Source organism: Enterobacter sp. DTU_2021_1002640_1_SI_PRY_ASU_LCPMC_013 (assembly GCF_032389435.1).
GTDB classification, from domain to species: Bacteria; Pseudomonadota; Gammaproteobacteria; order Enterobacterales; family Enterobacteriaceae; genus Enterobacter; species Enterobacter hormaechei_C.
Genome location: NZ_CP135594.1, coordinates 818,154 through 843,796 on the forward strand (window position 1 = coordinate 818,154; position 25,643 = coordinate 843,796).

A 25,643-nucleotide genomic window follows, 5' to 3' on the forward strand; every position below is an offset into this window, starting at 1 on the left:
GTTGTATTGATTAATTGACTTTGGCTTCGAAATTATCAGAGCCGCCATTGTCGTTAATCGTGTCGTAAGCAACAGTACCGGCAGTCGTATTGCTGAGGCCTTTTATCTGCATGGTTTGAATGCTAAAAGGTAAAATTGATTTATGAACAACCTGGTATACTTTGCCTGCGGATTTCAATGTGACGTTCGAAATTGAAACGTTATAAGGTGAATCATTGTGGGCGACCAGGTTAACCGTACTGCCTTGTTTTTGCTGCGACCATGTTACTTTGGCTGCGGCGTCTCCTGGCGTACCTTTCAGGCCGTCAGGACGGAAAAAGAGTTTAATACGAGTGCGGAATGCTAACTGAAGCTGGTTTGGGCTTTCACCGTCTTTTACTTTTGATTTTGGTGGGATTTCAAGCACATTGAACCAGAATAAGGATTCTCGATCTTTAGGCAATGAACCGCCCAGATAAGAAATACGAACGGATTGACCTTTTTGTGGATCAATTCTGGATACAGGTGGAGTGATAATAAACGGTAATTTTAATTCTTGTGGGTTAGTATCATCGCGGCCATCATCGAGCCATGACTGTACCAATAACGGTTTTTTACCACGGTTATCTAAAGAAACAATCACATCTTTCTGCGATTGCTGATAAACAATACGCGTACCTGAAATAACGATATCTGCACTTGCCTGAAATGATGCAAAAACAGCAGCAGCAAGGCAGGCTACTTTTAATCCCTTATAAAATGATGTACTTAACATTTTTCCACTTCCTGTTGGAATGATATCAAATAATCCCCCGACGAATGTCAGGGGATGAATAGTACTCTTGAACTACGTTTTATGAATTATTCGTAGATCATTGTGAAAGCAGCTTGAGCCTGAACAACACCCGCAGTTACTGGGTTGCTGTTTGCGTCCCAGCCCTGACCCTGGGTGTAAGCTACACGGTAGTAAAGTGCGCCTGCGCCATTGCTATCAATAGTGGCTTTCTGGGTATTGTTGGTCTGATCAAGTTTGATCTGATCGGTAGCGGAGTTGCCATCGTTTGACAGAACCAGGTTGACGTTTTTCGCAGCACCCTGGGTGTTTGTTGGTGGAACCAGCAGGCCGCCGGAAGTGGAAGAAGAACCCGCCCATGAATCGAACTGAGCAGATGCCTGAGAAACGGTAGCAGAATCGCAGCCAGTCAGCGTCAGGGAGAATTTCTTCTCGCCCAGGGTGCTGTCGGTGCTCAGTGCAGTAGCGAAATCTTTTACAAACACGGTATCCAGGTTAACGTCGAAATCGTTACCGTCCTGGTCAATTTTCTGATCCAGGGATACTTTACAGGTGTTGTTAGAAACCATACCGTGGAAAGTAATGGTACCTGTATCTGAAGGAATTGGATCAGCCGCCATTGCAGAACCAGCGCTCAGAACCATTGCTACTACAGTTGCCAGACCTAATTTATTAAAAGACATTTTTTATATCCATATTAAATGCTAGAAATTAAACATACGCAAAGCCTATGTTTGTTCCGAACTAATGTTTCGGGAAAAGGATTCTAAGGAATGAATAATGTCTGTGAGAAGCTTTCAGGCGTTAGAAATTCTTAAATATTTTTTAGATATAATGTTTATTTGTAGGTGATTGATAATGATGATTTATAATTTTGGGTGGGCGCTTGTCGGACGGGAAATCTAAAACAATAGTTAGTATATATATAAGTTAAATTTATTTGCTTGGTCTATGAATTAATTACCCGACATATTGTTCGGGTAATTAATAATTATATTATCGGTTCAGGCAACCTGCACCGGAATCGCCTTCGCGGTACGTTTCATCTCATTGTCGCCTTCAAAGTAGGCTACTTTTGGCTGCCAGCGACGCGCTTCTTCGTCAGACATCATGACAAAGCTGGCGATAATGACGATATCGCCTACGTCCGCGCAGTGCGCCGCCGCACCGTTGACGGAGATGATTTTGGACCCGCGCTCAGCGGCAATCGCGTAGGTAGAGAAGCGTTTACCGTTGTTCACGTTCCAGATATCAATGGCTTCGTTTTCGAGAATACCCGCCGCGTCGAGAAAATCCTGGTCGATCGCGCAGGAGCCTTCATAATGCAGGTCGGCCTGGGTGACTTTCACACGGTGAAGCTTACCTTGCAGCATTTTGCGAATCATTACGTTTACCTTTCATCTTCCGGGTAGAAAAACTACGCCAGCTCAACCACTTTGTTGTCGATAAGGCGGGCCTGGCCGAGCCATGCCGCCACCAGAATTACCGCACGTTTGCTGGTCTCTGTAAGCGCCAGAAGCGTATCAGCATCCCGAATTTGAACGTCGTCAGCACGAAGGCCTTTCTCGTTCAGCGCCTGTTCAGCCAGGGCGATAATCTCTTCTGCTGTTAACTCTTTCGCCAGCAGTTGCTCTGCCATGGTATTCATGACTTTGCTTAAGCCCGGCGCAATTTTACGCTGTTCGGCGGTCAGATATCCGTTACGGGAGCTGAGCGCCAGGCCATCTTTCGCACGCACAATCGGTACGCCGACGATCTCGATATCGTAACCCATGTCCGCGACCATCTTGCGGATCAGCGCCAGCTGCTGGAAATCTTTCTCACCAAAGCAGGCGATGTCCGGCTGCACCAGGTTAAACAGCTTGCTGACGATGGTGGAGACGCCACGGAAATGGCCCGGGCGGCTGGCGCCCTCCAGCATGGTCGAAATACCCGGCACGTCGACATAAGTCGATTCAGTGGTACCCTGGGGATATACATCTGCGGGTGCCGGTGCAAAGACGATATCCGCATGACGTTTTTTGAGCTTCTCGCAATCTTCCTGCAAGGTACGTGGGTAGCGCGCCAGATCGTCTTCGCGATCGAACTGCATCGGGTTAACGAAGATACTGACCACCACGATATCTGCCCGGGCTCTCGCTTCATCGACCAGCTTCATATGGCCGTCGTGCAGGTTGCCCATGGTCGGGACCAGGGCGATACGTTTACCTTCCTGACGCGCACGGCGGATATGCTGGCGCAGCAGCGGCAGGGTTTCTATGATTAGCACACTTAGACTCCTTAATGGAAACTGTGTTCTTCGCCCGGATAAACGCCGGACTCAACCTCGGCAATATACTGCCGCACAGCAGCACGCATGTCGCCTGCTTCTGACAGGAAATTTTTAGCAAATTTTGGAATGTGGCCGCCGGTGATCCCGAAGGCGTCGTGCATGACCAGAATCTGGCCATCGGTGACGTTGCCCGCGCCGATACCTATCACCGGAATCGACAGCGCCTCAGTGATACGCTTAGCCAGCTCAACCGGCACACACTCCAGCACCAGCAGCTGCGCGCCTGCGGCTTCCAGCGCCACGGCATCATCAAACAGCGTCTGTGCCGCATCGCCTCGGCCCTGCACCTTATATCCGCCAAAGATGTTGACCGACTGCGGCGTCAGCCCCAAATGACCACAAACCGGCACGGCGCGGTCGGTGAGCATTTTCACCGTATCGACCAGCCAGGCGCCGCCTTCGATTTTGACCATATTGGCGCCGGCGCGCATCACGGTCGCCGCATTTTCGAAGGCCTGCTCCGGGGTGGCATACGCCATAAACGGCAGATCGGAAAGCAGCAGGCAGGCGGGGGCACCCCGGCGCACGGCGCGGGTATGGTAAGCAATATCCTCGACCGTGACCGGCAGAGTGGAATCATGTCCTTGTACCGTCATCCCTAACGAGTCTCCGACCAGCATGACGTTGATCCCTTCTTCGGCAAACAGTTTTGCGAAGCTGTAGTCATACGCGGTGATAGTGGCGAAGCGTTTTTTTTCCTGTTTGCATTTCTGCAATAAGGAGATGGTGGTTGGTTTCATACTGTTTCCTGATGGCCCAAAAGCGAATCTTTGCGCATTCTAACAGTAACATTTGAGGGAACAATGATTTTAGGCAATCGATTAACCGCAAATAATGAATGGTTAATCGATGCGGAGGCGGGATTACCAGCGGGCCGGTTTATCCGCGTTGAGATTTTGCAGAACGGCTTGCAGCGAGGAGCCGTCAGGGAAGGTGAGATCGGGCGCGACTTCAAACAGCGGCCAGAGCATAAACCCGCGGTTTTTCATGTCGTAATGCGGAACGGTGAGGCGTTCGGTGTTAATCACCTCGTGACCGAAAAGCATAATATCGAGATCGAGCGTGCGCGGTCCCCAGCGTTCGGCTTTGCGGACACGACCCTGCTGTAGCTCAATACGCTGGGTATTATCCAGCAGCGTTTCTGCGTCAAGGGTCGTTTCCAGCACCACGGCGGCGTTCAGATAATCAGGTTGATCCTGCGGGCCGAGCGGCGGCGTACGGTAAAATGAGGACAGCGCGACAATGCAGCTTTGGGGGATCTCTCCCACGGCCTGCACGGCAGCGTTAACCTGCTCCAGCGGAGAGGCCAGATTGCTGCCGATGGCGATATACGCAAGGGTCATGCCGTACCTTCACGACGCGGTGCGCGTTTGCGCGGGCGACGGTGACGACGGCGCGGTGCCGGTTCATCATCCAGATCCGTAAGCATATCTTTTTGCTCCGGTGGCGCAGAAACCTGAAACTCGCCCCACCACTGCGCCAGGCGCTGTAGTTCCGGGTTCCTTTCAACTTCAGCACGCAGAGAGAGCAGATCGAACGCGGCGCGGAACTTAGGATGCTCCATCAGCTTCCAGGCGCGTTTACCCTGACGGCGGGACATACGCAGCTGAAGCTGCCAGATATCACGCACCAGCGTGGTAATACGTTTCGGGATCGCCAGCGTGCGACAGCCTTCGTCCAGCACGTCGTTTGCCGCCAGCGCGAACGCATCATAATAGGCGAGACCGCTCTCCTGGGTAATGCGCTGCGCCGTTTCCAGCAGCGGATACCAGAACATGGCCGCGAACAGGAACGCCGGATTCACGCGCATATCGTTATGAATACGGGTATCGGTGTTCTTCAGCACCTGCGCAATTATCCGCTCCATTGCGCTGTCACCGTTTTCGGTGAAGTAGCGGGTAATGGTCGGGAACAGCGGCTGGAACAGGTTGTATTCACGCAGCAGGTTGTAGGTTTCAAACCCGTAGCCTGCCTGGAGCAGCTTTAACGACTCCTCAAACAGACGGGCAGGGGGCACGTCGTTGATCAGCGTCGCCAGACGCGGGATCGGCTCTGCGGTTTCCGGGCTGATACGCATGTTCAGCTTGGCGGCGAAACGCACGGCGCGCAGCATTCGGACCGGATCTTCGCGATAGCGTGTTTCCGGCGTGCCGATCAGGCGAATCAGACCGTCTTTCAGATCCTGCATACCGCCGACGTAATCGCGCACGGTAAAATCCGCCACGCTGTAGTAAAGGCTGTTGATGGTGAAATCGCGACGCTGAGCATCTTCTTCAATAGAGCCGAAGATGTTGTCGCGCAGCAGCATGCCGTTTTGGCCGCGCTGGGAAGTCGTGCGATCGTTGACGCCCGCTTCGTGGTGACCGCGGAAGGTCGCCACTTCAATAATTTCCGGTCCAAACATCACGTGCGCCAGACGGAAACGGCGGCCAACCAGACGGCAGTTGCGGAATAATTTACGCACCTGCTCAGGCGTGGCACTGGTCGTCACGTCGAAATCTTTTGGTTTTTTGCCCAGCAGTAAATCGCGCACCCCGCCGCCGACGAGATAGGCCTCGTAGCCTGCTTTATTCAGACGATAGAGCACCTTGAGGGCATTTTCACTGATATCTTTGCGGGAAATATTGTGCTGCTCACGCGGAATGACCGACATGTGTGGCTGTGCAATAGCGTCGTTCGCCATGCTCTCTTCGCGGCTCAGCACTTTACGGCAAAAATTAGCGACTCGGGTAAAAATAGTACACCTCGTAGTGTGTTTTGTTATCAAAAAAGCGGCTAATCATAGCTCAGCGCAACGCATTTGAGAATGCTGGATTTTTGGCACGGCCATAAGCGCCCAGTCAGCAATGGCCGTTTTCAGCAATTCATCCAGACTCAGATCCTGCCATTCCTGCGTTACATTCTGGTTGAGAAATCGCAGCGCGTCGATCAAAACCGGGCGCGGATCGCCGTCAGGCAGCGCCGGGGCATGATTCTGTTTCGATAGCTTATTTCCCTGTTCATTGACTGCCAGCGGCAGATGGATGTAATCCGGCACCGCCCAGCCAAACTGCTGGTAAAGCGATATTTGCCGCACGGTAGGCTCAACCAGATCCGCCCCGCGCACGATTTCCGTAACGCCCTGGAAATGGTCATCGATAACCACCGCCAGGTTATAGGCAAACAAACCATCACGACGGTGAATAATAAAATCTTCACGCGCCAGGCGTTCATCCGCCTGAATTGTTCCTGAGAGTACGTCGGTAAACTGCGTCACCGGAGAACGCTGTATCAGCCGCACGGCGGCATTCTCAGGACCGTTGTGCCGCGTACGGCAGTGGCCGTCGTAAACGCCACCCACGCTCTGAATTCGCGCCCGCGTGCAGGTACAGTTATAGGAAAGGCCCTGTTCAGCAAGCCACGCCAGACGTTCACGGTAGGCATCATGGCGTTGAGACTGCCAGAGTATGTCGCCGTCCCAGTGAAGACCGTAATGTTCCAGCTGACGCAGAATAGTTTCTGCTGCACCGGGAACTTCACGTGGAGGATCGATATCTTCAATGCGGACCAGCCATTGACCCTGACGGGCGCGAGCCTGTAGGTAGCTGCCGAGCGCGGCAATTAATGAGCCGAAGTGTAATTCACCGGAGGGAGATGGCGCAAAGCGCCCGATATAGTGAGATTCAGACATATCAACGGTAACAAGGCGGGAGAGACTCCCGCCTTAGCTGAGTAGTGAGAGGGCAGGCGTTAGCCGGCCATCTGTTTTTCGCGGATTTCTGCCAGCGTTTTACAGTCGATGCACAGATCGGCTGTTGGACGCGCTTCCAGGCGACGAATACCGATTTCAACACCGCAGGATTCGCAGTAGCCAAAATCTTCGTCCTCGACCTTCTTCAGCGTTTTTTCGATCTTTTTGATCAGTTTGCGCTCGCGGTCACGGTTACGCAGTTCGAGGCTGAACTCTTCTTCCTGAGCGGCACGGTCGACCGGGTCCGGGAAGTTAGCAGCTTCATCCTGCATATGTGTAACGGTGCGATCGACTTCATCCCTGAGTTGATTACGCCATGCTTCAAGAATACGCTTGAAGTGCGACAGCTGGGCTTCGTTCATATACTCTTCGCCCGGCTTCTCTTGATACGGCTCCACCCCAGCGATGGCGAGAATACTCAGGGACGATGTTTTACGGTTTTGCCCTTCTTGCATGTTGCTTCTCCTTAACACGCACTATCGATCCCCGTGTTGGGGGAAAAATCAGGTCGCTATAAATAGCAGATGCTTTTCCGTATGGCAATTATCTAAACGTAACACTTGACAACCCTGTGAGGAAAAGCGTATTTGCGCACGCGGCCAGAACACTTATTAGTCAATCGTCTAATCCCTTATAAGACAATGGGAAGAGAGGATCTCAGAGTCATATTATCGGCAGAAAGTTCCGCTTTATAAGCGAAAATCTCCACCCCCTGCTTTTGTGCCTCATTCAACAATTGCGCGTATGTAGGATCAATATGACGGGCCGGGGAAAAGCGTTCAATGGCTGAATGCAGAACCGCAAACAGCAACACGGCGCGCTTGCCCGCCGCCGCTACACTCATTAGCTCTCGCAGATGCTTCTGGCCACGTAGCGTTACCGCATCCGGAAAGAAGCCGTTTTCCTGTTCCGCTAACGTCACTGATTTCACTTCAATATAGCACTCAGGGCGGTCTTCCGCCTGTAACATAAAATCAATTCTGCTGCCTTCATCGCCATATTTCACTTCGCTTTTTTGCGTGCCGTAACCCACCAGTTCAGGAAGCATTCCATTTGTCAGGGCTTCCTTAACCAGCTGATTTGCGCGCAGGGTATTAACGCAAATAAATGCCCCGCTTTGCGTCTCGGTCATTTCCCAGGTATGAGGATATTTGCGTTTAGTATTTTCTGATGTGGAATACCAGACCGTGTCACCCGGCGTGGCGCAACCGGTCATGGCGCCGGTGTTGGGGCAGTGCAGCGTGAGCGTTTCGCCCTCAGGCGTGATCACGTCAGCGAGAAAGCGTTTGTAACGCTGGATCAGCGTAGCGGGCTGGAGTGCAGGGCTAAACTTCATCAGGATTCCTTAACGTGTCGCCCAGCGTCCAGCGCTGGAGCGGAGTATAGCGGGTGCGTCCTTGTACAAAGGCAGATTCGTACAGCGCAAATTCATTCACCTGAAAGGACCAGTGAAAGCCCGGTGGCGGGATGGCAACGGCCTGACCCGCATCGCGCAGCAGGGTAATGTGGGGATGAAACGGCTGCGGGCTCTGATAGCAGCCGCTGCGCGCGGCCTGCGCCCGCAGCATGTTTGCGAGCTGGAGCAGGCCGCGAGGGGGCTGCCGCGTCCCCAGCCAGACCACCCGAGAGCGCAGCCATTGCCCGGCATCGTCAAGATGCAGCGTAAACCCCGGCTGCGAAATGCGTCCGGCCATTGCGCTTAACGCGCGCTGCTTTTCAGCGCTTACTTCACCAAGAAAGGCTAACGTCAGGTGCATATTGGCGGCGACGACGGGGCGGCCCGCTTCCGCGGGGAAGTGGCTGGCGCGCCAGCGAACAATCTGCCGTTGAAGCGTGGTGGGTAATTCAATGGCGAAGAATAGCCGTTTTGACTCAGACATGCGCAAGACTCGGTAATGATATGCGCCGATGCTACAATGTACGCCGATTAATGTTAACCCTCTGGAGCCGTAAGTGTCCTCTTTGCCCGTCGCCGTCGTCCTTCCTGAGCTTCTCGCAGCCTTAGAACATGCGCCACAGGTTTTGCTCAGCGCGCCCACCGGAGCGGGTAAATCCACCTGGCTGCCCCTGCAAATTCTGCGCGAGGGGAGCATCAGCGGGAAAATTATCCTGCTGGAGCCACGCAGGCTGGCCGCGCGCAATGTGGCGCAGCGCCTGGCGGAACTGCTGAATGAAAAACCGGGCGAGACGGTAGGGTACCGGATGCGCGCCGAAACCTGCGTTGGACCGTCCACGCGGCTGGAGGTGGTCACCGAAGGTATTCTCACCCGTATGCTGCAAAACGATCCGGAGCTGACCGGCGTCGGGCTGGTGATCCTTGATGAATTTCACGAGCGCAGCCTCCAGGCCGATCTGGCCCTTGCGCTGCTGCTCGACGTTCAGCAGGGGCTGCGCGACGACCTTCGGTTGCTGATTATGTCGGCGACGCTGGATAACGAGCGGCTCCGGCAGACGCTCCCTGACGCGCCGATGATCTCCTCTGAAGGGCGTGCGTTCCCGGTCGAGCGCCGCTATCAGCCGCTGCCTGCCCATCAGCGTTTTGACGAAGCGGTTGCCATCGCCACCGCCGAATTGCTCCGTCAGGAACCCGGCTCGCTGCTGCTGTTTTTACCCGGCGTAGGCGAAATCCAGCGCGTACAGGAGCAGCTGGCATCCCGGGTGAACAGTGACGTTATGCTGTGCCCGCTCTACGGCGCGCTGCCGTTGGCTGACCAGCGCAAGGCGATCCTTCCCGCACCGGCGGGGCAGCGCAAAGTGGTGCTGGCAACCAATATCGCGGAAACCAGTTTGACCATCGAAGGCATTCGCCTGGTGGTGGACAGTACGCAGGAGAGGGTGGCCAGTTTTGATCCGCGTACCGGGCTGACCAGGCTACTGACGCAGCGCATCAGCCAGGCCTCAATGGTGCAGCGCGCAGGGCGAGCAGGGCGTCTTGAGCCGGGTATTTGCCTGCATTTAACCAGCGCCGAGCAGGCGGAGCGTGCGGCATTGCAGAGCACGCCTGAGATTTTACAAAGCGATCTCTCCGGGCTGGTGATGGATCTGATGCAGTGGGGCTGCCCGGACCCTGACCAGCTCACCTGGCTTAATCCTCCGCCTGTCGTGAACCTTTCCGCCGCGCGCAGCCTGCTGACCCAGCTTGGCGCGCTGGAAGGCGAGCGACTGACGGCGCGCGGTCAGAAAATGGCGGCGCTTGGCAACGATCCGCGTCTGGCGGCAATGCTGGTGGCAGCACAGGGCGACGATGAAATTGCCACGGCGGCAAAACTGGCGGCTATTCTTGAGGAGCCGCCGCGCGGTGGCAGCAGCGATCTGGGACAGGCCTTTTCTCGCCATCAGGGAAACTGGCAACAACGCGCGCAGCAGCTGTGTAAACGCCTGAATTGCCGGGGCGGTTCGCCTGACAGCGATAAAGTTATCCCTCTGCTGGCCCAGGCCTTCCCGGACAGGATCGCTCGCCGTCGCGGGCTGGATGGTCGCTATCAGCTGGCAAATGGGATGGGCGCGATGCTGGACAGCGATGACGCCCTGACGCGTCACGAATGGCTGATCGCGCCGCTCTTGCTCCAGGGCAGCCACTCCCCGGACGCGCGTATTTTACAGGCGGTTGCCGTGGATATTGACGCGCTGACGCGTGCCTGCCCGCAGCTGCTTCAGCAATCTGACATCTTGGAATGGGATGATGCCCAGGGCACGCTGAAGGCGTTCCGTCGTAGCCAGATTGGCAAACTGACGCTCGGGACGAAACCGCTGGCGAAGCCGTCGGAGGAAGAGTTACACCAGGCGATGCTGAACGGCATTCGGGAAAAAGGGCTGAGCGTACTGAACTGGACGCCGGACGCCGAACAGTATCGCATTCGCCTGCACTGCGCCGCGAAGTGGCTGCCGGAACAGGGGTGGCCAGCGGTGGATGATGAGACGCTGCTCGCGACGCTTGAACAGTGGCTGTTGCCGCAGATGAGCGGCGTACACTCGCTGCGCGCCCTGAAGGCGCTTGATGTTAAGGCAGCGTTACAGAATTTACTGGACTGGTCGTTACGTCAACGTCTGGATAGTGAACTGCCTGGGCATTACACTGTGCCAACCGGGAGCCGGATTGCCATTCGTTATCATGAGGATAATCCGCCGGCGCTGGCGGTTCGGATGCAGGAGATGTTTGGTGAGGCCACCACGCCGTCCATCGCTGAAGGGCGCGTGCCGTTAGTGCTTGAGCTGCTTTCGCCTGCGCATCGTCCCTTGCAGATCACCCGCGATCTGGGGGCGTTCTGGGCGGGGAGCTATCGTGAAGTGCAGAAAGAGATGAAAGGGCGATATCCCAAACACGTCTGGCCGGACGATCCGGCGAATACCGCGCCGACGCGGCGCACGAAGAAATATTCGTAATGGATCGAAAAGGGGAGTGCGGCCTGATGCCCTCACCCCAGCCCTCTCCCACAGGGAGAGGGAGAAACAAACTTTGAGAGATTTCTTCTTTCACTGACCTGTGCAAGATAAGAAAATCTGGCCTTTGCGCCTGAATGTTGCGGAGAAAAAGCATGGCGGGGAATGACCGCGAGCCAATAGGACGTAAGGGAAAGCCGACGCGTCCGGCGAAAGAAAAGGTAAGCCGTCGTCGCCTCAGAGATGAGGAGTATGACGATGACTATGAAGACGATTATGAGGATGAAGAACCGATGCCGCGTAAAGGGAAAGGCAAAGGGCGTAAGCCTCGTGGGAAGCGCGGCTGGTTCTGGCTGCTGCTGAAGCTGTTCATTGTTTTTGTTGTCCTGATCGCGATTTACGGCGTTTATCTGGATCAGAAGATCCGCAGCCGTATCGACGGGAAAGTCTGGCAATTGCCTGCGGCAGTGTACGGCCGCATGGTGAACCTTGAGCCGGACATGTCCATCAGCAAGAACGAGATGGTGAAGCTGCTGCAAGCCACGCAGTATCGTCAGGTCACGAAAATGACCCGTCCGGGTGAATTTACCGTCCAGGCGAAAAGCATTGAGATGATCCGCCGTCCGTTCGACTTCCCGGACAGTAAAGAAGGGCAGGTGCGCGCGCGTCTGACCTTTGACGGCGATCGCCTGGAAACCATTGAGAACATGGATAACGATCGCCAGTTCGGTTTCTTCCGTCTCGATCCACGTCTCATCACCATGCTGTCGTCCGCAAACGGCGAACAGCGCCTGTTCGTGGCGCGTAACGGCTTCCCGGATCTGCTGGTAGATACCCTGCTGGCAACCGAAGACCGCCACTTCTACGAGCATGACGGTATTAGCCTTTACTCCATTGGTCGTGCGGTACTGGCGAACCTGACCGCCGGGCGTACGGTGCAGGGGGCAAGTACCCTGACCCAGCAGCTGGTGAAAAACCTGTTCCTCTCCAGCGAGCGCTCTTACTGGCGTAAAGCCAACGAAGCGTACATGGCCGTGCTGATGGATGCACGCTACAGCAAGGATCGTATTCTTGAGCTGTACATGAACGAGGTGTACCTCGGTCAGAGCGGTGATAACGAGATCCGCGGCTTCCCGCTGGCGAGCCTGTACTACTTTGGCCGTCCGGTAGAAGAGCTGAGCCTTGACCAGCAGGCGCTGCTGGTGGGCATGGTGAAAGGCGCGTCGATCTACAACCCGTGGCGTAACCCGAAACTGGCGCTGGAGCGTCGTAACCTGGTGCTGCGTCTGCTGCAACAACAGCAGGTGATTGACCAGGAGCTGTACGACATGCTGAGCGCGCGTCCGCTGGGCGTTCAGCCGCGTGGTGGGGTGATTTCTCCGCAGCCTGCCTTTATGCAGATGGTGCGTCAGGAGTTGCAGTCTAAGCTCGGAGATAAAGTGAAAGATCTCTCCGGCGTGAAGATCTTTACCACCTTTGACTCCGTGGCACAGGACGCCGCAGAAAAAGCGGCGGTAGAAGGTATTCCGGCGCTGAAAAAACAGCGTAAGCTGAGCGATCTGGAAACCGCGATGGTAGTGGTGGACCGTAACACCGGCGAAGTTCGTGCCATGGTGGGCGGTGCTGAGCCGCAGTTTGCGGGTTACAACCGTGCCATGCAGGCGCGCCGTTCAATAGGTTCACTGGCAAAACCGGCGACCTATCTGACCGCGCTGAGCCAGCCGAATCTTTATCGCCTGAATACCTGGATTGCCGATGCGCCAATTTCCCTGCGCCAGCCTAACGGCCAGGTATGGTCACCGCAGAACGATGACAGACAGTTCAGCGGCCAGGTCATGCTGGTGGATGCGTTAACCCGCTCGATGAACGTGCCAACGGTTAACCTCGGAATGGCGCTGGGCCTGCCGGCCATCACCGACACCTGGCAGAAGCTGGGGGTACCGAAAGATCAGCTGCACCCGGTGCCAGCGATGATTCTGGGGGCGCTTAACCTGACGCCAATCGAAGTGGCGCAGGCGTTCCAGACCATCGCCAGCGGCGGTAACCGTGCTCCGCTTTCCGCTCTGCGTTCGGTGATTGCCGAAGATGGTTCCGTGCTGTATCAGAGCTTCCCGCAGGCTGAGCGTGCTGTTCCGGCGCAGGCGGCCTATATGACGCTGTGGACCATGCAGCAGGTTGTCCAGCGCGGTACCGGCCGTCAGCTGGGAGCGAAGTATCCGGGCCTGCATCTGGCGGGTAAAACCGGGACCACCAACAACAACGTCGATACCTGGTTCGCCGGTATTGATGGTCGTGAAGTGGTCATCACCTGGGTGGGGCGCGATAACAACCAGCCGACCAAACTGTATGGCGCGAGCGGTGCGATGTCGATTTACCAGCGCTACCTGGCCAACCAGTCTCCGGTGCCGCTGAACCTGGTTGCCCCGGAAGATATCGTTGATATGGGCGTGGACGCATCGGGCAACTTTATCTGCGGTGGCGGGATGCGTACGCTGCCGGTCTGGACGACTAACCCGGATGCGCTGTGCCAGCAAAGTCAGCCAGAAGAACCAACAGGTAACCCGTTCGATCAGTCTTCTCAACCCCATCAGCCGCAGCAGCAACAGCCGCAGCAGCAGAATGAGAAGAAAGACAGCGACGGTGTCGCCGGCTGGATCAAGGACATGTTTGGCGGAAACTAATTAGTTTCCTGAATAAAAGGCCGCTTAATGATTAAGCGGCCTTTTTTTATATTTACATTCATTTATATTTAAAATTATTAAATTTAAAATGTAGAATTATTAATTTTTGCTTTTTTTAATCTAAAACAGAAAGTTGCAACCGTTTTCCTTAGTATTGCCTTTTTGTGATCTAGACGCGATGAAGAATAATCTGATTAAATCCTCTCCAGAAATTTACTGACCTCACAGGATATTCCTTAGAGGACTTCCCAACATTTTTGTATATATCAAGAATGGATATCTTCATCATCACATATAAGGATATTGTTATGAGTAAATATGTTGTTTCAACGGTGCTGGCCAGCACGTTTATGGCTGCACTTTCTCTGCCGGTATTTGCAGCGAATGATTCTGGCACGGTAAATTTCGCCGGAAAAATTGTGGCGGATACCTGTGAAATTGATGTTGATGGCTCGGGGTCCAATACTTCCACCGTCACATTTGCAGATACTTATCCTTCTGATTTTGGTACTGACGGTCAGGTCGGGACGTCGAAGGCCTTTAAGATTGAAGTGAAAAAATGTGATCCGCTGGTTGCCAAACTGAACCTCAAGTTCAGTGGCACCACAACGGATGCGGAATACAAGCGCCTGAAGAACGATCTTGACGGCGCTGGCAATGCGACCAACGTTGGCATCATTGTCAGTAATGAAAATGGGACTAAGGGGGACGTGGTTTTCAACGGATCAGAACCGGAAGCCGGTACCGATGTTGCGAACGATGCCACTGGCGCCACAGCATCTGTCTTTAATTACACCGCGAAAGTTATTCAGGTTGGTGATAACAAACCAACAGCAGGTCACTACTCCTCATCTGCAACGTTCGAGGTTGTTTATCGCTAAATCTATTTTGGCAGCCTGAAAGGGCTGCCTTCTGGAACGTAGTATGAATTATTTATTAAAATTGTTAGGTGGATGTTTGATTATCTCTTGCTGTTCAGTACAGGCAAGTGTGGTTCTCGGTGGCACGCGAATTATTTATCCATCGAATAAATCCGAAGTACAAATAGCACTCAAAAATAAAGACCCTCATACTCGATATCTGGTGCAAAGCTGGGTGAGTTACCCCAACGATGCAAAAGCACCTTTCATCATTACGCCGCCTGTCTATAAATTACAGGAAAATCGTCAGACCCTTTTGCACATCATTTTTACCGGCGATAAAAAAAATCTGCCCGCAGATCGCGAATCTTTATTTCTGGCGAATGTGAAATCCGTCTCGGCGTTATCACCTGACTTAAAAGACAAGAATACGCTGCAATTCGCGATGAAAACGCGTCTGAAGCTGTTCTGGCGCCCTGCTGATTTGAAAGAAGCCGATGCCCTACAGGCCTATGAAAAAATCACGTTCCTCCGCCAGGGTAACAAGCTCATTGCGAAAAACCCAACGCCGTTTTACGTCTCCTTTGGCGAGTTGGCCGTGGGCGGGAAAAGTGTCCCTGTGACTGACACAAAAACCACGCCGGGGGCGATTTCAATGATGGTCGCACCTTTCAGCGAGCAATATTTTTCTGTGCCTCAATCTGCAAACGGGCCTGTGACGTGGACTGCTATTAGCGATTTCGGCGCGCAAACCCCCCAGCGCAAGCAGGCTCTTTAAACACACAATGCTGGTACCCTATGTCGTCATCTCCACTCTACAAACAGGTTCTGAAGGGAATCGCGTTAGCGCTGCTCGCGATGATCCAGCCTGTGAGTGCAGATGACGAATTTAACCTGCGGATCCTTGAGATGGACACTCCGCTGGAAAACACCTCAACGCTAAAAAATTTCATCAATGATAATGGCCTACTGCCCGGAAACTTTCTGACGACCATTATGTGGGATCGGGATGTTCTGGATAAACGCACGGTGAGTTGGATCTTGTCTGACGATAAGCAGCGCCTGTTACCGGAGCTGACCAAAGCGGATCTGCGTGCATTAGGGGTAAAAGTCGACACGATCCCGGACATGAAAGATCTGGATGATGCAGCGAAAATCGATGACATCTCCCATTTTATTGATAATTCCCGCTACGATTACGACCAGGATAATCAGACGCTCAAGCTGGTGATCCCGCAAAAATACCGCGATCAGGCTGCGGCTGGGGCTATCAACCCGAAATTCTGGGATGACGGTGCTCCCGCCGCCTGGACAAGCTACCAGTTCAGTGGCTCTCAGCAGCACTACCGTACTGGTAAAACGTCATCTGCATGGCTTGGCCTGGAGTCAGGGATCAACCTCGGGGCGTGGCGGTTGCGTAACAACAGCACCTGGAGTGACAACGCCGGTTGGGATGCAATCGCCAGTACGCTGCAACGTGATATCAAAACCCTGCAAAGTCAGCTTGAGATAGGCCAGACGTACACTAACGGCGAGCTTTTCGACAGCGTCCAAATGACCGGCGTGAAGCTGGAAACGGATACTTCCATGCTGCCCACCAGCCAGCAGGGGTTTGCTCCCGTGGTGCGTGGCATAGCAAATAGCGATGCAAAGGTCACCATCAGGCAAAACGGTTACACCATTTATCAAAGCAACGTCTCTCCGGGGCCATTTGAGATCCGCGATTTAAGCCAGGTCACATCCGGTGCGGATCTGGAGGTGACGGTGGAAGAGGCCGACGGTAGCGAACACAGCTTCATCCAGGCCAGTGCATCGGTTCCGGTGCTACAGCGGGAAGGGGCATTTAAATATTCGCTGGCGGCAGGGCGTTATCGCGGTAATGAAGGTGAGGATGAGCCCCCTTTTCTGCAAGGGACGGTCATCTACGGCCTGCCTTATGGCGTAACGACTTACGTCGGCGCGCTTGGTGCATCGCTGTATCAGGCTATGCTGGCGGGAACAGGCGCCGATCTTGGCCGTTTCGGATCGGCATCCGTGGATGTGACCGCCGCCCGTACGGCTTTTGATGATGGACGAGATGATGCCCGCGGGATGTCATGGCGTGCGCAGTATTCCAGGGATATTCCGGATACAGACACCACCGTGACGCTTGCCAGCTACCGTTATTCCACCTCTGGGTTTTATACCTTTCAGGAAGCTGTCGACCAGCGTGACAGCGAGATTGACGACGGGATTTATACCTATCGGCGAACCAATAATCGGCGCAGCCGCATGCAGGTTAATCTTTCCCAACGCGTTTCCGACTGGGGATCGGCTTACCTTAATGGCTATCAGCAGGATTACTGGAACATGGCAGGACACGAGCGCAGCGTCAGTGCGGGGCTAAGCTCCGGCTGGCGCGGTATAACCTGGTCGGTAAGCTACAGCCTGACGCGTACGCCGGACGCCAATACCGATCGGCAAATGGCGTTGATGGTCAACGTACCTCTTTCACGCTGGTTAGCGAACGCCTGGTCAACTTACAGCGTCAACACTGCCAGCGGTGGATTCGTTTCGCATCAGGTAGGGATCGGCGGCACGGCACTTGAGAACAATAACCTCAGCTATAACCTCCAGCAGACCTATGCCAGTCACGATACTGGCTATGGCGGCAGTGTATCCGGGCGCTACCGGGGATCTGCCGGTGATGTCGGGCTGGGGTATAACTACGGGGGCGATAACCGACAGTGGAACTACAGCGCGCAGGGTTCAATTGTTGCGCATGAACATGGAGTAACCCTGGGGCAATCCGTCCGCGATGCCTTTGCCATTGTCCATATCAAAGATGGCGATAACGTCAAAGTACAAAACGGGCGAGGGATTTATACCGACCGCTTTGGCAATGCGATTGTTCCCTCCCTGACGGCCTACCGGCACAATATTCTCACAGTGAATACTCAGGATCGGGAAGATATTGATATTGACGCGGCGACACAGGATCTTGTGCCCACGAAAGGTGCCGCGGTATCCGCCACCTTTGATGCTCGCGTTGGGCAGCGTGCCCTGGTGACCTTATTACGACAGGGAAAAGTGGTTCCCTTTGGCGCTGTTATAGCGCTTGATAACACTACGGCAATCGTGGGGGATGAGGGGGAGGTCTATCTCTCAGGGCTTCGTGGCAAAACGGCATTCAGCGTGCAGTGGGGGGAAACGCCGGAACAACAATGCCAGGGCATGATTGATGTACCTGTCGACAGCCCATCAGGGATCGTTAAAACCACAGTAAATTGTAAGTGAGTCAGGTGACAAAATGAGTCAACGTTTTTCTATGATACCTTACCTTCGGGCCGCTTTTTTACTGGTGCTGAGTGCTTTCTTTCATCCGGCTTTTGCTACGTGTACCTTCAGCGGCGGGGGAGAGAGTGATGGCATAGTCACGTTCCCGCTTCCAGCCGTGATTGTTCTCGAACCTGACACGCCAGTCGGCACGGTGATTTACGAAGATAATGTTGAAAGCAAAGAGATCACCGTGAGGTGCTCAGGCTCTGATGAGATAATCCGTCGGGGGTATTTGACGCTAACGGACGCAGATGCACGCGAAGATGTTCTGCCTGGCGTGTATAAAACCAATGTGCCTGGCATCGGGATCCGCACGGCGTCATCTAACGAGCAGTTTCCCAATTACATCGAAGATAATTTAACTCGCCCGTGGCGCTATATCGGTATGACTCACGGTTCGTCTAAGAACAAGTCAATATTTCGTGCGATTGCACAGTTGGTTGTGATTGGTGATGTGGAAGAGGGCTACCTGGATACTTCCCGATTAACCGCTCAGGACGAGTTAGGGGGCGTCGTCATCGGTGAGATGAGGTTTTCACCTACCAGTGTTCACATTACGACCAACACCTGTAATCTGGTTGATAAGAATATTTATGTTCCGCTTAAGACCGTAAATACACAGGATTTCGACGGACAGTATTCCGATATTCTGACAGACAGTGCCTTCAAAATTAATATTACCGACTGTGCGGCGGGGACGAAGGTGGACTACCAGTTCACTAGTGCAGGATCAACCGGGGTGACCGATGGAAACATTCTTTCTATCGCCGACGGCGATAGTGCAGCGAGAGGTGTCGGTATTCAAATCCTCGACAAGAACGACACGGTGTTGCAGTTCGACCAAAGCTATACGGCGATAACTCGTACTCAGGACAACGTCCCGGTTGAGATCCCTCTCAAAGCCCGTTACATCAAAACGGGAGAGGTTAAAGCCGGGAAAGTCGACGCCGTCGCGACTTTCGAACTCTTCTATCGTTAAGCCCTCCGGCCCGTTTCGGCGGGCTTTAGCGATCATTCCGCTAACTTCATTAACCCTCTATTTTCATCTGGTTAATTCTTAAACCCTTAAATCTTGTAGGGCCGCATACTGCTTGCTATGCAGCCAACGTTTCGCATATTATTCTGCGGTCATAATAATAATTCTCGTTTACGTTATCATTCACTTTTTCCATCAGAGATCCATCATGGCGCTTTCCAATACTGCTCAGCCAATTAACACGTCGCTGCGTAAAATCGCGGTCGTCGTAGCCACAGCGGTTGCCGGCATGTCTGCTTATGCTCATGCCGCCGAAACCCCGAAAAAAGAAGAAACCATTACTGTTACTGCCGCACCGGCTGCGCAGGAGAGTGCCTGGGGGCCTGCACCGACGATTGCAGCAAAGCGCACTGCAACGGCGACGAAAACCGATACACCGATCGAGAAAACCCCGCAGTCCATTTCCGTGGTCACACGTGAAGAGATGGACATGAAACAGCCGGGGACGGTTAAACAGGCGCTGGCCTACACGCCGAGCGTTTTCGCAACGCGCGGCGCCTCCACGACCTATGATGTGGTTTCGATTCGTGGGTTCACCACCTCCAGCACCGTGAATACCAACCAGTATCTGGATGGTATGAAGCTGCAAGGGGATAACTACTCTGAAGCGTCGATGGATCCATACTTCCTGGAGCGCGTAGAGCTGCTGCGAGGCCCGACGTCCGTACTGTATGGAAAAAGCCACCCTGGCGGCGTAGTGAGTATGGTCAGCAAGCGTCCAACCACGGAACCGTTAAAAGAAATTCAGTTCAAAATGGGGACGGATAACCTGTGGCAGACTGGGTTTGACTTCAGCGACGCGATTGATGATAACGGCGTGTGGTCCTACCGTCTGACCGGCCTAGGACGCAGTGAAAATGCGCAGCAGGAGATGGTGAAGTCTACTCGTTACGCGATTGCGCCGTCTTTCAGCTGGCGTCCTGATGATAAAACCGATTTCACTTTCCTGAGCAACTTCCAGAGCGATCCCGATGCGGGTTACTACGGCTGGCTGCCGCGTGAAGGTACCGTTGTGCCTTACTATGATGCTAACGGAAAGGCGCACAAACTGCCGACCGATTTCAACGAAGGCGATGAAGACAATAAGATCTCCCGTCGTCAGAAAATGGTGGGTTACAGCTTCGCGCATGAATTCAACGACACCTTCACCGTGCGTCAGAATCTGCGTTATACCAAAATCAATACGCTTTACCGTTCAGTTTACGGTAACGGCTATATCGCTCCGGCCCAGATCAGCCGTGCGTACGTGCGCTCAGATGAAGACCTCAACTCGTTCACGGTTGATACACAGCTCCAGTCGAAATTCGCGACCGGTGCCGTTGACCATACGCTGCTGACGGGGGTGGATTACCTTCGTATGCGCAATGATATTGATGCTGACTACGGTACCGCCGATCCGATCAGCATGAACAATCCGCAGCACGGCAATGCGAACGTCAATGTGAACTTCCCGTATGCCATGCTCAATCGCCAGGAGCAGACCGGGCTCTATGCGCAGGATCAGGCGGAATGGGATAAGTGGGTACTCACCATGGGTGGCCGCTATGACTTTGCAAAAACGTCTGCCTTTAACCGTAATAACGGGACCACCGCGGAAATTAACGATCAGGCATTTACCTGGCGCGGGGGGATTAACTACCTGTTCGACAACGGGATTACCCCATACTTCAGCTACAGTGAATCCTTTGAACCGCTCTCTGGCACCACCCAGGGCGGCAAACCGTTCGATCCGGCGCGCGGCAAGCAGTATGAAGCGGGCGTGAAGTATGTTCCGAAAGATCTGCCTGTTGTGGTGACGGCCGCGGTATATCAGCTGACCAAGAACAACAACCTGACCGCCGATCCGGCGAACCCGACCAGCGGCTTTAGCGTGCAGGGCGGTGAAATTCGCTCCCGTGGCTTTGAGCTGGAAGCGAAAGCGGCGGTGTCGGCTAACGTGAACGTAACGGCGGCCTACAGCTACACAGATGCGGAATATACCCACGATACCTGGTATGAAGATCGTCGTCCGGCAGAAGTACCGCGCAACATGGCATCCCTGTGGGCGGATTACACCTTCCACGAGACGGCGCTGAGTGGCCTGACCGTCGGTGCGGGCGCGCGTTACATCGGTAACACGGTGACGTACTACTCCTCAGCGTCGCCTAAAGCCTATGAGTCCTTTAACGTCGCGGGTTATGCCCTGGCGGATGCGACCGTGAAATACGATCTGGCGCGCTTTGGTCTGCCGGGATCTTCCGTCGGCGTCAACGTGAACAACATCTTTGACCGTGAATACGTCTCCAGCTGCTACAGCGAGTATGCATGCTACTGGGGAGCAGGACGCCAGGTTGTTGCCACCGCGACCTTCCGCTTCTAACCTCTTTATGGGCACGGTTCGCCGTGCCCTTTTTATTTAAGTTGGCTGACATGCAGGATAATAAAACGCAATCCGACTCCACCTTCACGCTTAACAATCTCTCCTTTCGCGTACCCGGGCGCACCTTGCTGCATCCGCTCTCTTTGACGTTTCCCGCAGGTAAAGTGACCGGTTTAATCGGGCACAATGGTTCCGGTAAATCGACGCTGCTGAAGATGCTGGGTCGTCATCAGCCGCCGTCCGAGGGCGACATATTGCTGGATGACCAGCCGCTGGCGAGCTGGAGCAGTAAGGCCTTTGCCCGCAAGGTGGCCTATCTGCCGCAGCAGTTGCCGCAGGCGGAGGGGATGACGGTGCGCGAGCTGGTGGCGATTGGACGTTATCCGTGGCACGGTGCGCTCGGGCGTTTTGGCGTCGCTGACAGAGAGAAAGTGGAAGAGGCGATCGCGCTGGTTGGGTTAAAACCGCTGGCGCATCGTCTGGTGGATAGCCTGTCCGGTGGCGAGCGTCAGCGCGCATGGATCGCGATGCTGGTGGCGCAGGACAGCCGCTGCCTGCTGCTCGACGAACCCACTTCGGCGCTGGATATTGCTCATCAGGTTGACGTCCTGGCGCTGGTGCATCGCTTAAGTCAGCAGCGCGGCCTGACGGTGATTGCCGTTCTGCATGATATCAACATGGCGGCACGCTATTGCGACTACCTGGTAGCGCTGCGCGGCGGTGAAATGATCGCTCAGGGTACGCCTGCCGAACTGATGCGCAGCGAAACGCTGGAACATATCTACGGTATTCCTATGGGCATCCTGCCTCACCCAGCCGGGGCTGCACCCGTGAGCTTTGTCTACTGATGCTGGATTCAACATTCATTAGCCGCCGTCGCCTGCTGACGGCCATGGCGCTCTCACCGCTGCTGTTAAAGATGGGCCCGGCCCGCGCTGCCGCTATCGATCCGCACCGCATCGTGGCGCTGGAGTGGTTGCCCGTCGAACTGATGATGGCGCTTGGCGTGACGCCTTACGGCGTGGCCGATATTCCCAACTACACCCTGTGGGTGAATGAGCCAAAACTGCCGGACTCCGTCATCGACATTGGCCTGCGTACGGAGCCGAACCTTGAGCTTCTCACCCAGATGAAACCGTCTTATTTATTCTGGTCTGCGGGGTATGGCCCGTCGGAAGAGACCATGGCGAAGATTGCGCCCGGACGGGGCTTTTCCTTTAGCGACGGCAAAAAGCCGCTGACCATGGCAAAAAATTCCATCCACGAGATGGCGCAGTTCCTCAACCGTGAGGCTCAGGCGAAAAAACATCTCGATGAATTTGATGCGCTGATTGATTCCCTCAAGCCGCGCTTTGCCCACCGTGGCGATCGGCCTTTGCTGATGGTAACCCTGCTGGATGCCCGCCATATGCTGGTCTTTGGAAATAACTGTCTGTTCCAGGAAGTGCTCGACAGCTTTGGCATTCGCAATGCCTGGGAAGGCGAGATGACATTCTGGGGCAGTACCGCCGTGGGTATTGACCGTCTGGCGGCGTTTCGTGATGTGGACGTGCTGTGCTTCGATCACGGGAACGAGCGCGAGATGCAAACCCTGATGGCGACCCCGCTCTGGCAGGCAATGCCGTTCGTCCGCGAGCAGCGCTTCCTGCGCGCGCCAGCGGTATGGTTCTACGGCGCGACGCTGTCGGCAATGCATTTTGCCCGCGTGCTGGACAATGCACTGGGAGGCAAGGCATGAGCACGCGTATGGCCCGTTTCCCGATGTTACTGTTAGCGCTCATTTTTCTGGCTGCCCTGATGTTAACCGGCTTTAACCTGAGCACGGCGTTACCGCGCGATCAATGGGCAGCCGCGTTTGCCGCACCGGATATCGATAATATTCAGCAAATGCTGTTCCACTACAGCCTGCTGCCGCGTCTGGCTATCTCCCTGCTGGTCGGGGCGGGACTGGGACTGGTGGGCGTACTGTTTCAGCAGGTGCTGCGTAACCCGCTGGCAGAGCCGACCACGCTGGGCGTGGCGACGGGGGCTCAGCTGGGGATCACCATCACTACTCTCTGGACCCTGCCGGGAGTGCTAACCTCGCAGTTTGCCGCGCTGGCAGGCGCATGCGTGGTCGGTGCGCTGGTCTTTGGCGTGGCATGGGGAAAACGTCTCTCGCCAGTCACGCTGATCCTCGCGGGGCTGGTCGTCAGCCTCTACTGTGGGGCGATCAACCAGCTGCTGGTGCTGTTTCACCACGACCAGTTGCAAAGCATGTTTATGTGGAGTACCGGCACGCTCACCCAGACCGACTGGAGTATCGTCCAGCGCCTGTGGCCGCAGCTGTTCGGCGGCGTGGTGCTGACGCTGCTGCTGCTGCGTCCGCTGACGTTGATGGGCCTCGATGACGGCGTGGCGCGCAATCTGGGGCTGGCGCTGTCGCTGGCGCGTCTGGCGGCCCTGACCCTGGCGATTGTGCTGAGCGCGTTACTGGTTAACGCCGTCGGCATCATCGGTTTTATCGGTCTGTTTGCGCCGTTGCTGGCAAAAATGCTCGGCGCGCGCCGTCTGCTGGCGCGTCTGATGCTGGCTCCGCTGATTGGTGCGCTGATCCTCTGGCTTTCCGATCAACTCATTCTCTGGCTGGCGCGCGTCTGGATGGAAGTTTCCACGGGCTCGGTGACGGCCCTGATCGGCGCGCCGCTGCTGCTGTGGCTGTTGCCGCGCCTGCGCAGCATTAGCGCCCCGGCAATGGATGCCGGCGATAAAGTACATGCCGAACGTCAGTCGGTGGTGTGGTTCAGCCTTGCCGGACTGGCGGTGCTGGTTATCGCCTCGTTTGCCGCACTCTCGCTGGGACGCGACGCCACAGGCTGGCACTGGGCGACGGGGGATTTGCTGCATGAACTCATGCAGTGGCGCTGGCCGCGGATCTTCTCCGCGCTGATTGCGGGCGTCATGCTGGCGGTGGCGGGCTGTATTATCCAGCGTCTCACCGGCAACCCGATGGCAAGCCCGGAAGTATTAGGGATCAGCTCCGGGGCCGCGTTTGGCGTAGTGTTGATGTTGTTCCTCGTGCCGGGAAATGCGTTCGGCTGGCTAATGCCTGCCGGGAGTATCGGCGCGGCAGTCACGCTGATGATTATCCTGATCGCCTCCGGGCGAGGGGGGTTCTCACCTCACCGCATGCTGCTGGCCGGGATGGCGCTCAGCACCGCGTTTACTATGCTGCTGATGATGTTGCAGGCGAGCGGCGATCCGCGCATGGCGCAGATCCTGACCTGGATTTCCGGTTCAACGTACAACGCCACCGGCAGTCAGGTGGTGCATACCGGGATTGTGATGATCGTACTGCTGGCGATTGTGCCGCTGTGCCGTCGCTGGATGACCATTCTGCCGCTGGGTGGGGATACCGCCCGCGCGGTCGGGGTGGCGCTGACGCCAACGCGTATCGCCCTGTTGCTGCTGGCCGCGTGCCTGACGGCGACGGCCACCATGACTATCGGCCCGCTCAGTTTTGTCGGATTAATGGCGCCGCACATCGCCCGTATGATGGGCTTCCGCAGGACTTTGCCGCATATCGTGATCTCTGCGCTGACGGGCGGAGCGATCCTGGTCTTTGCTGACTGGTGCGGAAGGATGGTGCTGTTCCCGTATCAGATCCCGGCGGGCCTGCTGTCGACCTTTATCGGCGCGCCGTACTTTATATATCTGTTGAGAAAGCAAAGTCGGTAATAAAAGTAAACGGCAATCCTTAGATTGCCGTTTTCGTGTTTGCTCCCTCTCCCTGTGGGAGAGGGTTCTCCACAAAATAATGCCTGCACAGACGGCCCCCTCTCCCTTGAGGGAGAGGGCTGGGGTGAGGGGGAACATACGGCTCTGGTGGTCATTCCGTTCACGTTATGTTCCTTGCTACTCTGTCACGACATGAGCGGTGAACGTGCCAGGGTGGCTCAGTCGCCACCACCCTGGCGACCCGGGCTCCCGGCGGAAAATCGCCGCTTCGCGGTGCCTTCGGCTTATTCCTTCCGGCTTATCGGGGACGGGCGGAGGTAACATCCCTGTAAAGCCCGCCCTCTCGGCGCATCCCTGCGCCTCGCCCCGGCCTACAGGAAACGCCTCAGCGATTTACAGCCGGACCGAGGCATCGCTGAAAGCCCTCAGTTATTCTGAGGCAACGTTATCGCTTTTGC

Annotated in this window: 21 protein-coding genes; 10 read left to right on the forward strand and 11 right to left on the reverse strand. The window is 55.2% G+C overall.

Going from position 1 to position 25,643, the window contains the following annotated elements; translation table 11 throughout:
- Positions 1–10: 10 nt before the first annotated feature.
- From RS584_RS03905 to thpR, 11 genes are all read right to left on the reverse strand, one after another.
- Positions 11–754, reverse strand: coding sequence for a fimbrial chaperone (locus RS584_RS03905; protein WP_315748970.1), 744 nt, complete (start codon positions 752–754; stop codon positions 11–13).
- Between the two features lie 86 nt (positions 755–840).
- On the reverse strand, positions 841–1,455 hold the full coding sequence (locus RS584_RS03910) for a fimbrial protein (protein WP_032671422.1): 615 nt from the start codon (positions 1,453–1,455) through the stop codon (positions 841–843).
- A gap of 321 nt (positions 1,456–1,776) precedes the next feature.
- Positions 1,777–2,157: an aspartate 1-decarboxylase gene (gene panD / locus RS584_RS03915; RefSeq protein ID WP_003856284.1), complete on the reverse strand. Its 381-nt coding sequence runs from the start codon at positions 2,155–2,157 to the stop codon at positions 1,777–1,779.
- Between the two features lie 32 nt (positions 2,158–2,189).
- The gene (gene panC, locus RS584_RS03920; RefSeq protein ID WP_003856282.1) at positions 2,190–3,041 is read right to left on the reverse strand and encodes a pantoate--beta-alanine ligase; all 852 of its coding nucleotides are present in this window, start codon (positions 3,039–3,041) and stop codon (positions 2,190–2,192) included.
- A gap of 11 nt (positions 3,042–3,052) precedes the next feature.
- Entirely contained in the window at positions 3,053–3,844 is a 792-nt protein-coding gene (gene panB, locus RS584_RS03925; RefSeq protein WP_015572705.1) for a 3-methyl-2-oxobutanoate hydroxymethyltransferase, read from the reverse strand.
- A gap of 123 nt (positions 3,845–3,967) precedes the next feature.
- Positions 3,968–4,447, reverse strand: a complete 480-nt coding sequence (folK, locus tag RS584_RS03930; protein WP_315748971.1) for a 2-amino-4-hydroxy-6-hydroxymethyldihydropteridine diphosphokinase — start codon at positions 4,445–4,447, stop codon at positions 3,968–3,970.
- Positions 4,444–5,841 carry a polynucleotide adenylyltransferase PcnB gene (gene pcnB / locus RS584_RS03935; protein WP_026080645.1) on the reverse strand — a complete coding sequence of 466 codons (1,398 nt, stop codon included), beginning with the start codon at positions 5,839–5,841 and terminating at the stop codon, positions 4,444–4,446. The genes folK and pcnB overlap by 4 nt, the downstream gene beginning before the upstream one ends.
- Positions 5,842–5,883: 42 nt before the next feature.
- Complete coding sequence (gluQRS, locus tag RS584_RS03940; RefSeq protein WP_193041421.1) at positions 5,884–6,774, reverse strand: tRNA glutamyl-Q(34) synthetase GluQRS; 891 nt, start codon at positions 6,772–6,774, stop codon at positions 5,884–5,886.
- Between the two features lie 59 nt (positions 6,775–6,833).
- Positions 6,834–7,289: an RNA polymerase-binding protein DksA gene (gene dksA / locus RS584_RS03945; protein ID WP_001155232.1), complete on the reverse strand. Its 456-nt coding sequence runs from the start codon at positions 7,287–7,289 to the stop codon at positions 6,834–6,836.
- Between the two features lie 176 nt (positions 7,290–7,465).
- Positions 7,466–8,170, reverse strand: coding sequence for a DNA/RNA nuclease SfsA (gene sfsA, locus RS584_RS03950; RefSeq protein WP_193041420.1), 705 nt, complete (start codon positions 8,168–8,170; stop codon positions 7,466–7,468).
- Positions 8,160–8,714 carry an RNA 2',3'-cyclic phosphodiesterase gene (gene thpR / locus RS584_RS03955; protein ID WP_003856249.1) on the reverse strand — a complete coding sequence of 185 codons (555 nt, stop codon included), beginning with the start codon at positions 8,712–8,714 and terminating at the stop codon, positions 8,160–8,162. Before thpR ends, sfsA begins: the two co-directional genes overlap by 11 nt.
- 73 nt (positions 8,715–8,787) lie before the next feature.
- On the opposite strand from thpR, the gene hrpB reads away from it, so the two are divergent.
- The 10 genes from hrpB (at position 8,788) to fhuB (ending at position 25,185) form a co-directional block, all read left to right on the forward strand.
- Positions 8,788–11,217, forward strand: coding sequence for an ATP-dependent helicase HrpB (gene hrpB, locus RS584_RS03960; RefSeq protein ID WP_315748972.1), 2,430 nt, complete (start codon positions 8,788–8,790; stop codon positions 11,215–11,217).
- A gap of 152 nt (positions 11,218–11,369) precedes the next feature.
- On the forward strand, positions 11,370–13,895 hold the full coding sequence (gene mrcB, locus RS584_RS03965) for a bifunctional glycosyl transferase/transpeptidase (RefSeq protein ID WP_193041418.1): 2,526 nt from the start codon (positions 11,370–11,372) through the stop codon (positions 13,893–13,895).
- A 272-nt stretch (positions 13,896–14,167) separates the two neighbouring features.
- Positions 14,168–14,776, forward strand: coding sequence for a fimbrial protein (locus RS584_RS03970; RefSeq protein WP_193041417.1), 609 nt, complete (start codon positions 14,168–14,170; stop codon positions 14,774–14,776).
- Between the two features lie 43 nt (positions 14,777–14,819).
- Positions 14,820–15,533, forward strand: coding sequence for a molecular chaperone (locus RS584_RS03975; protein WP_193041416.1), 714 nt, complete (start codon positions 14,820–14,822; stop codon positions 15,531–15,533).
- Positions 15,534–15,553: 20 nt separating this feature from the next.
- Entirely contained in the window at positions 15,554–18,031 is a 2,478-nt protein-coding gene (locus RS584_RS03980; RefSeq protein ID WP_315748976.1) for a fimbria/pilus outer membrane usher protein, read from the forward strand.
- 13 nt (positions 18,032–18,044) lie between these two features.
- Positions 18,045–19,052 carry a fimbrial protein gene (locus tag RS584_RS03985; protein WP_315748977.1) on the forward strand — a complete coding sequence of 336 codons (1,008 nt, stop codon included), beginning with the start codon at positions 18,045–18,047 and terminating at the stop codon, positions 19,050–19,052.
- 205 nt (positions 19,053–19,257) lie between these two features.
- Positions 19,258–21,468 (forward strand): ferrichrome porin FhuA, encoded by a 2,211-nt coding sequence (gene fhuA, locus RS584_RS03990; RefSeq protein WP_315748978.1) that lies wholly within the window; start codon positions 19,258–19,260, stop codon positions 21,466–21,468.
- Between the two features lie 50 nt (positions 21,469–21,518).
- Complete coding sequence (fhuC, locus tag RS584_RS03995; RefSeq protein ID WP_003856242.1) at positions 21,519–22,316, forward strand: Fe3+-hydroxamate ABC transporter ATP-binding protein FhuC; 798 nt, start codon at positions 21,519–21,521, stop codon at positions 22,314–22,316.
- On the forward strand, positions 22,316–23,206 hold the full coding sequence (fhuD, locus tag RS584_RS04000; protein WP_003856240.1) for a Fe(3+)-hydroxamate ABC transporter substrate-binding protein FhuD: 891 nt from the start codon (positions 22,316–22,318) through the stop codon (positions 23,204–23,206). Before fhuC ends, fhuD begins: the two co-directional genes overlap by 1 nt.
- The gene (fhuB, locus tag RS584_RS04005) at positions 23,203–25,185 is read left to right on the forward strand and encodes a Fe(3+)-hydroxamate ABC transporter permease FhuB (protein WP_315748979.1); all 1,983 of its coding nucleotides are present in this window, start codon (positions 23,203–23,205) and stop codon (positions 25,183–25,185) included. Before fhuD ends, fhuB begins: the two co-directional genes overlap by 4 nt.
- The last annotated feature ends 458 nt before the right edge of the window (positions 25,186–25,643 follow it).

What these genes read in the sequence shown, in the direction of transcription:
- RS584_RS03985 (WP_315748977.1), top strand. Translation starts at nt 18,045, where the DNA reads ATGAGTCAACGTTTTTCTATGATACCTTACCTTCGGGCCGCTTTTTTA.
- folK (WP_315748971.1), bottom strand. Translation starts at nt 4,447, where the DNA reads ATGACCCTTGCGTATATCGCCATCGGCAGCAATCTGGCCTCTCCGCTG.
- panD (WP_003856284.1), bottom strand. Translation starts at nt 2,157, where the DNA reads ATGATTCGCAAAATGCTGCAAGGTAAGCTTCACCGTGTGAAAGTCACC.
- RS584_RS03910 (WP_032671422.1), bottom strand. Translation starts at nt 1,455, where the DNA reads ATGTCTTTTAATAAATTAGGTCTGGCAACTGTAGTAGCAATGGTTCTG.
- fhuB (WP_315748979.1), top strand. Translation starts at nt 23,203, where the DNA reads ATGAGCACGCGTATGGCCCGTTTCCCGATGTTACTGTTAGCGCTCATT.
- fhuD (WP_003856240.1), top strand. Translation starts at nt 22,316, where the DNA reads ATGCTGGATTCAACATTCATTAGCCGCCGTCGCCTGCTGACGGCCATG.
- fhuC (WP_003856242.1), top strand. Translation starts at nt 21,519, where the DNA reads ATGCAGGATAATAAAACGCAATCCGACTCCACCTTCACGCTTAACAAT.
- dksA (WP_001155232.1), bottom strand. Translation starts at nt 7,289, where the DNA reads ATGCAAGAAGGGCAAAACCGTAAAACATCGTCCCTGAGTATTCTCGCC.
- sfsA (WP_193041420.1), bottom strand. Translation starts at nt 8,170, where the DNA reads ATGAAGTTTAGCCCTGCACTCCAGCCCGCTACGCTGATCCAGCGTTAC.
- fhuA (WP_315748978.1), top strand. Translation starts at nt 19,258, where the DNA reads ATGGCGCTTTCCAATACTGCTCAGCCAATTAACACGTCGCTGCGTAAA.
- RS584_RS03975 (WP_193041416.1), top strand. Translation starts at nt 14,820, where the DNA reads ATGAATTATTTATTAAAATTGTTAGGTGGATGTTTGATTATCTCTTGC.
- thpR (WP_003856249.1), bottom strand. Translation starts at nt 8,714, where the DNA reads ATGTCTGAGTCAAAACGGCTATTCTTCGCCATTGAATTACCCACCACG.
- RS584_RS03970 (WP_193041417.1), top strand. Translation starts at nt 14,168, where the DNA reads ATGGATATCTTCATCATCACATATAAGGATATTGTTATGAGTAAATAT.
- mrcB (WP_193041418.1), top strand. Translation starts at nt 11,370, where the DNA reads ATGGCGGGGAATGACCGCGAGCCAATAGGACGTAAGGGAAAGCCGACG.
- panB (WP_015572705.1), bottom strand. Translation starts at nt 3,844, where the DNA reads ATGAAACCAACCACCATCTCCTTATTGCAGAAATGCAAACAGGAAAAA.
- RS584_RS03905 (WP_315748970.1), bottom strand. Translation starts at nt 754, where the DNA reads ATGTTAAGTACATCATTTTATAAGGGATTAAAAGTAGCCTGCCTTGCT.
- RS584_RS03980 (WP_315748976.1), top strand. Translation starts at nt 15,554, where the DNA reads ATGTCGTCATCTCCACTCTACAAACAGGTTCTGAAGGGAATCGCGTTA.
- gluQRS (WP_193041421.1), bottom strand. Translation starts at nt 6,774, where the DNA reads ATGTCTGAATCTCACTATATCGGGCGCTTTGCGCCATCTCCCTCCGGT.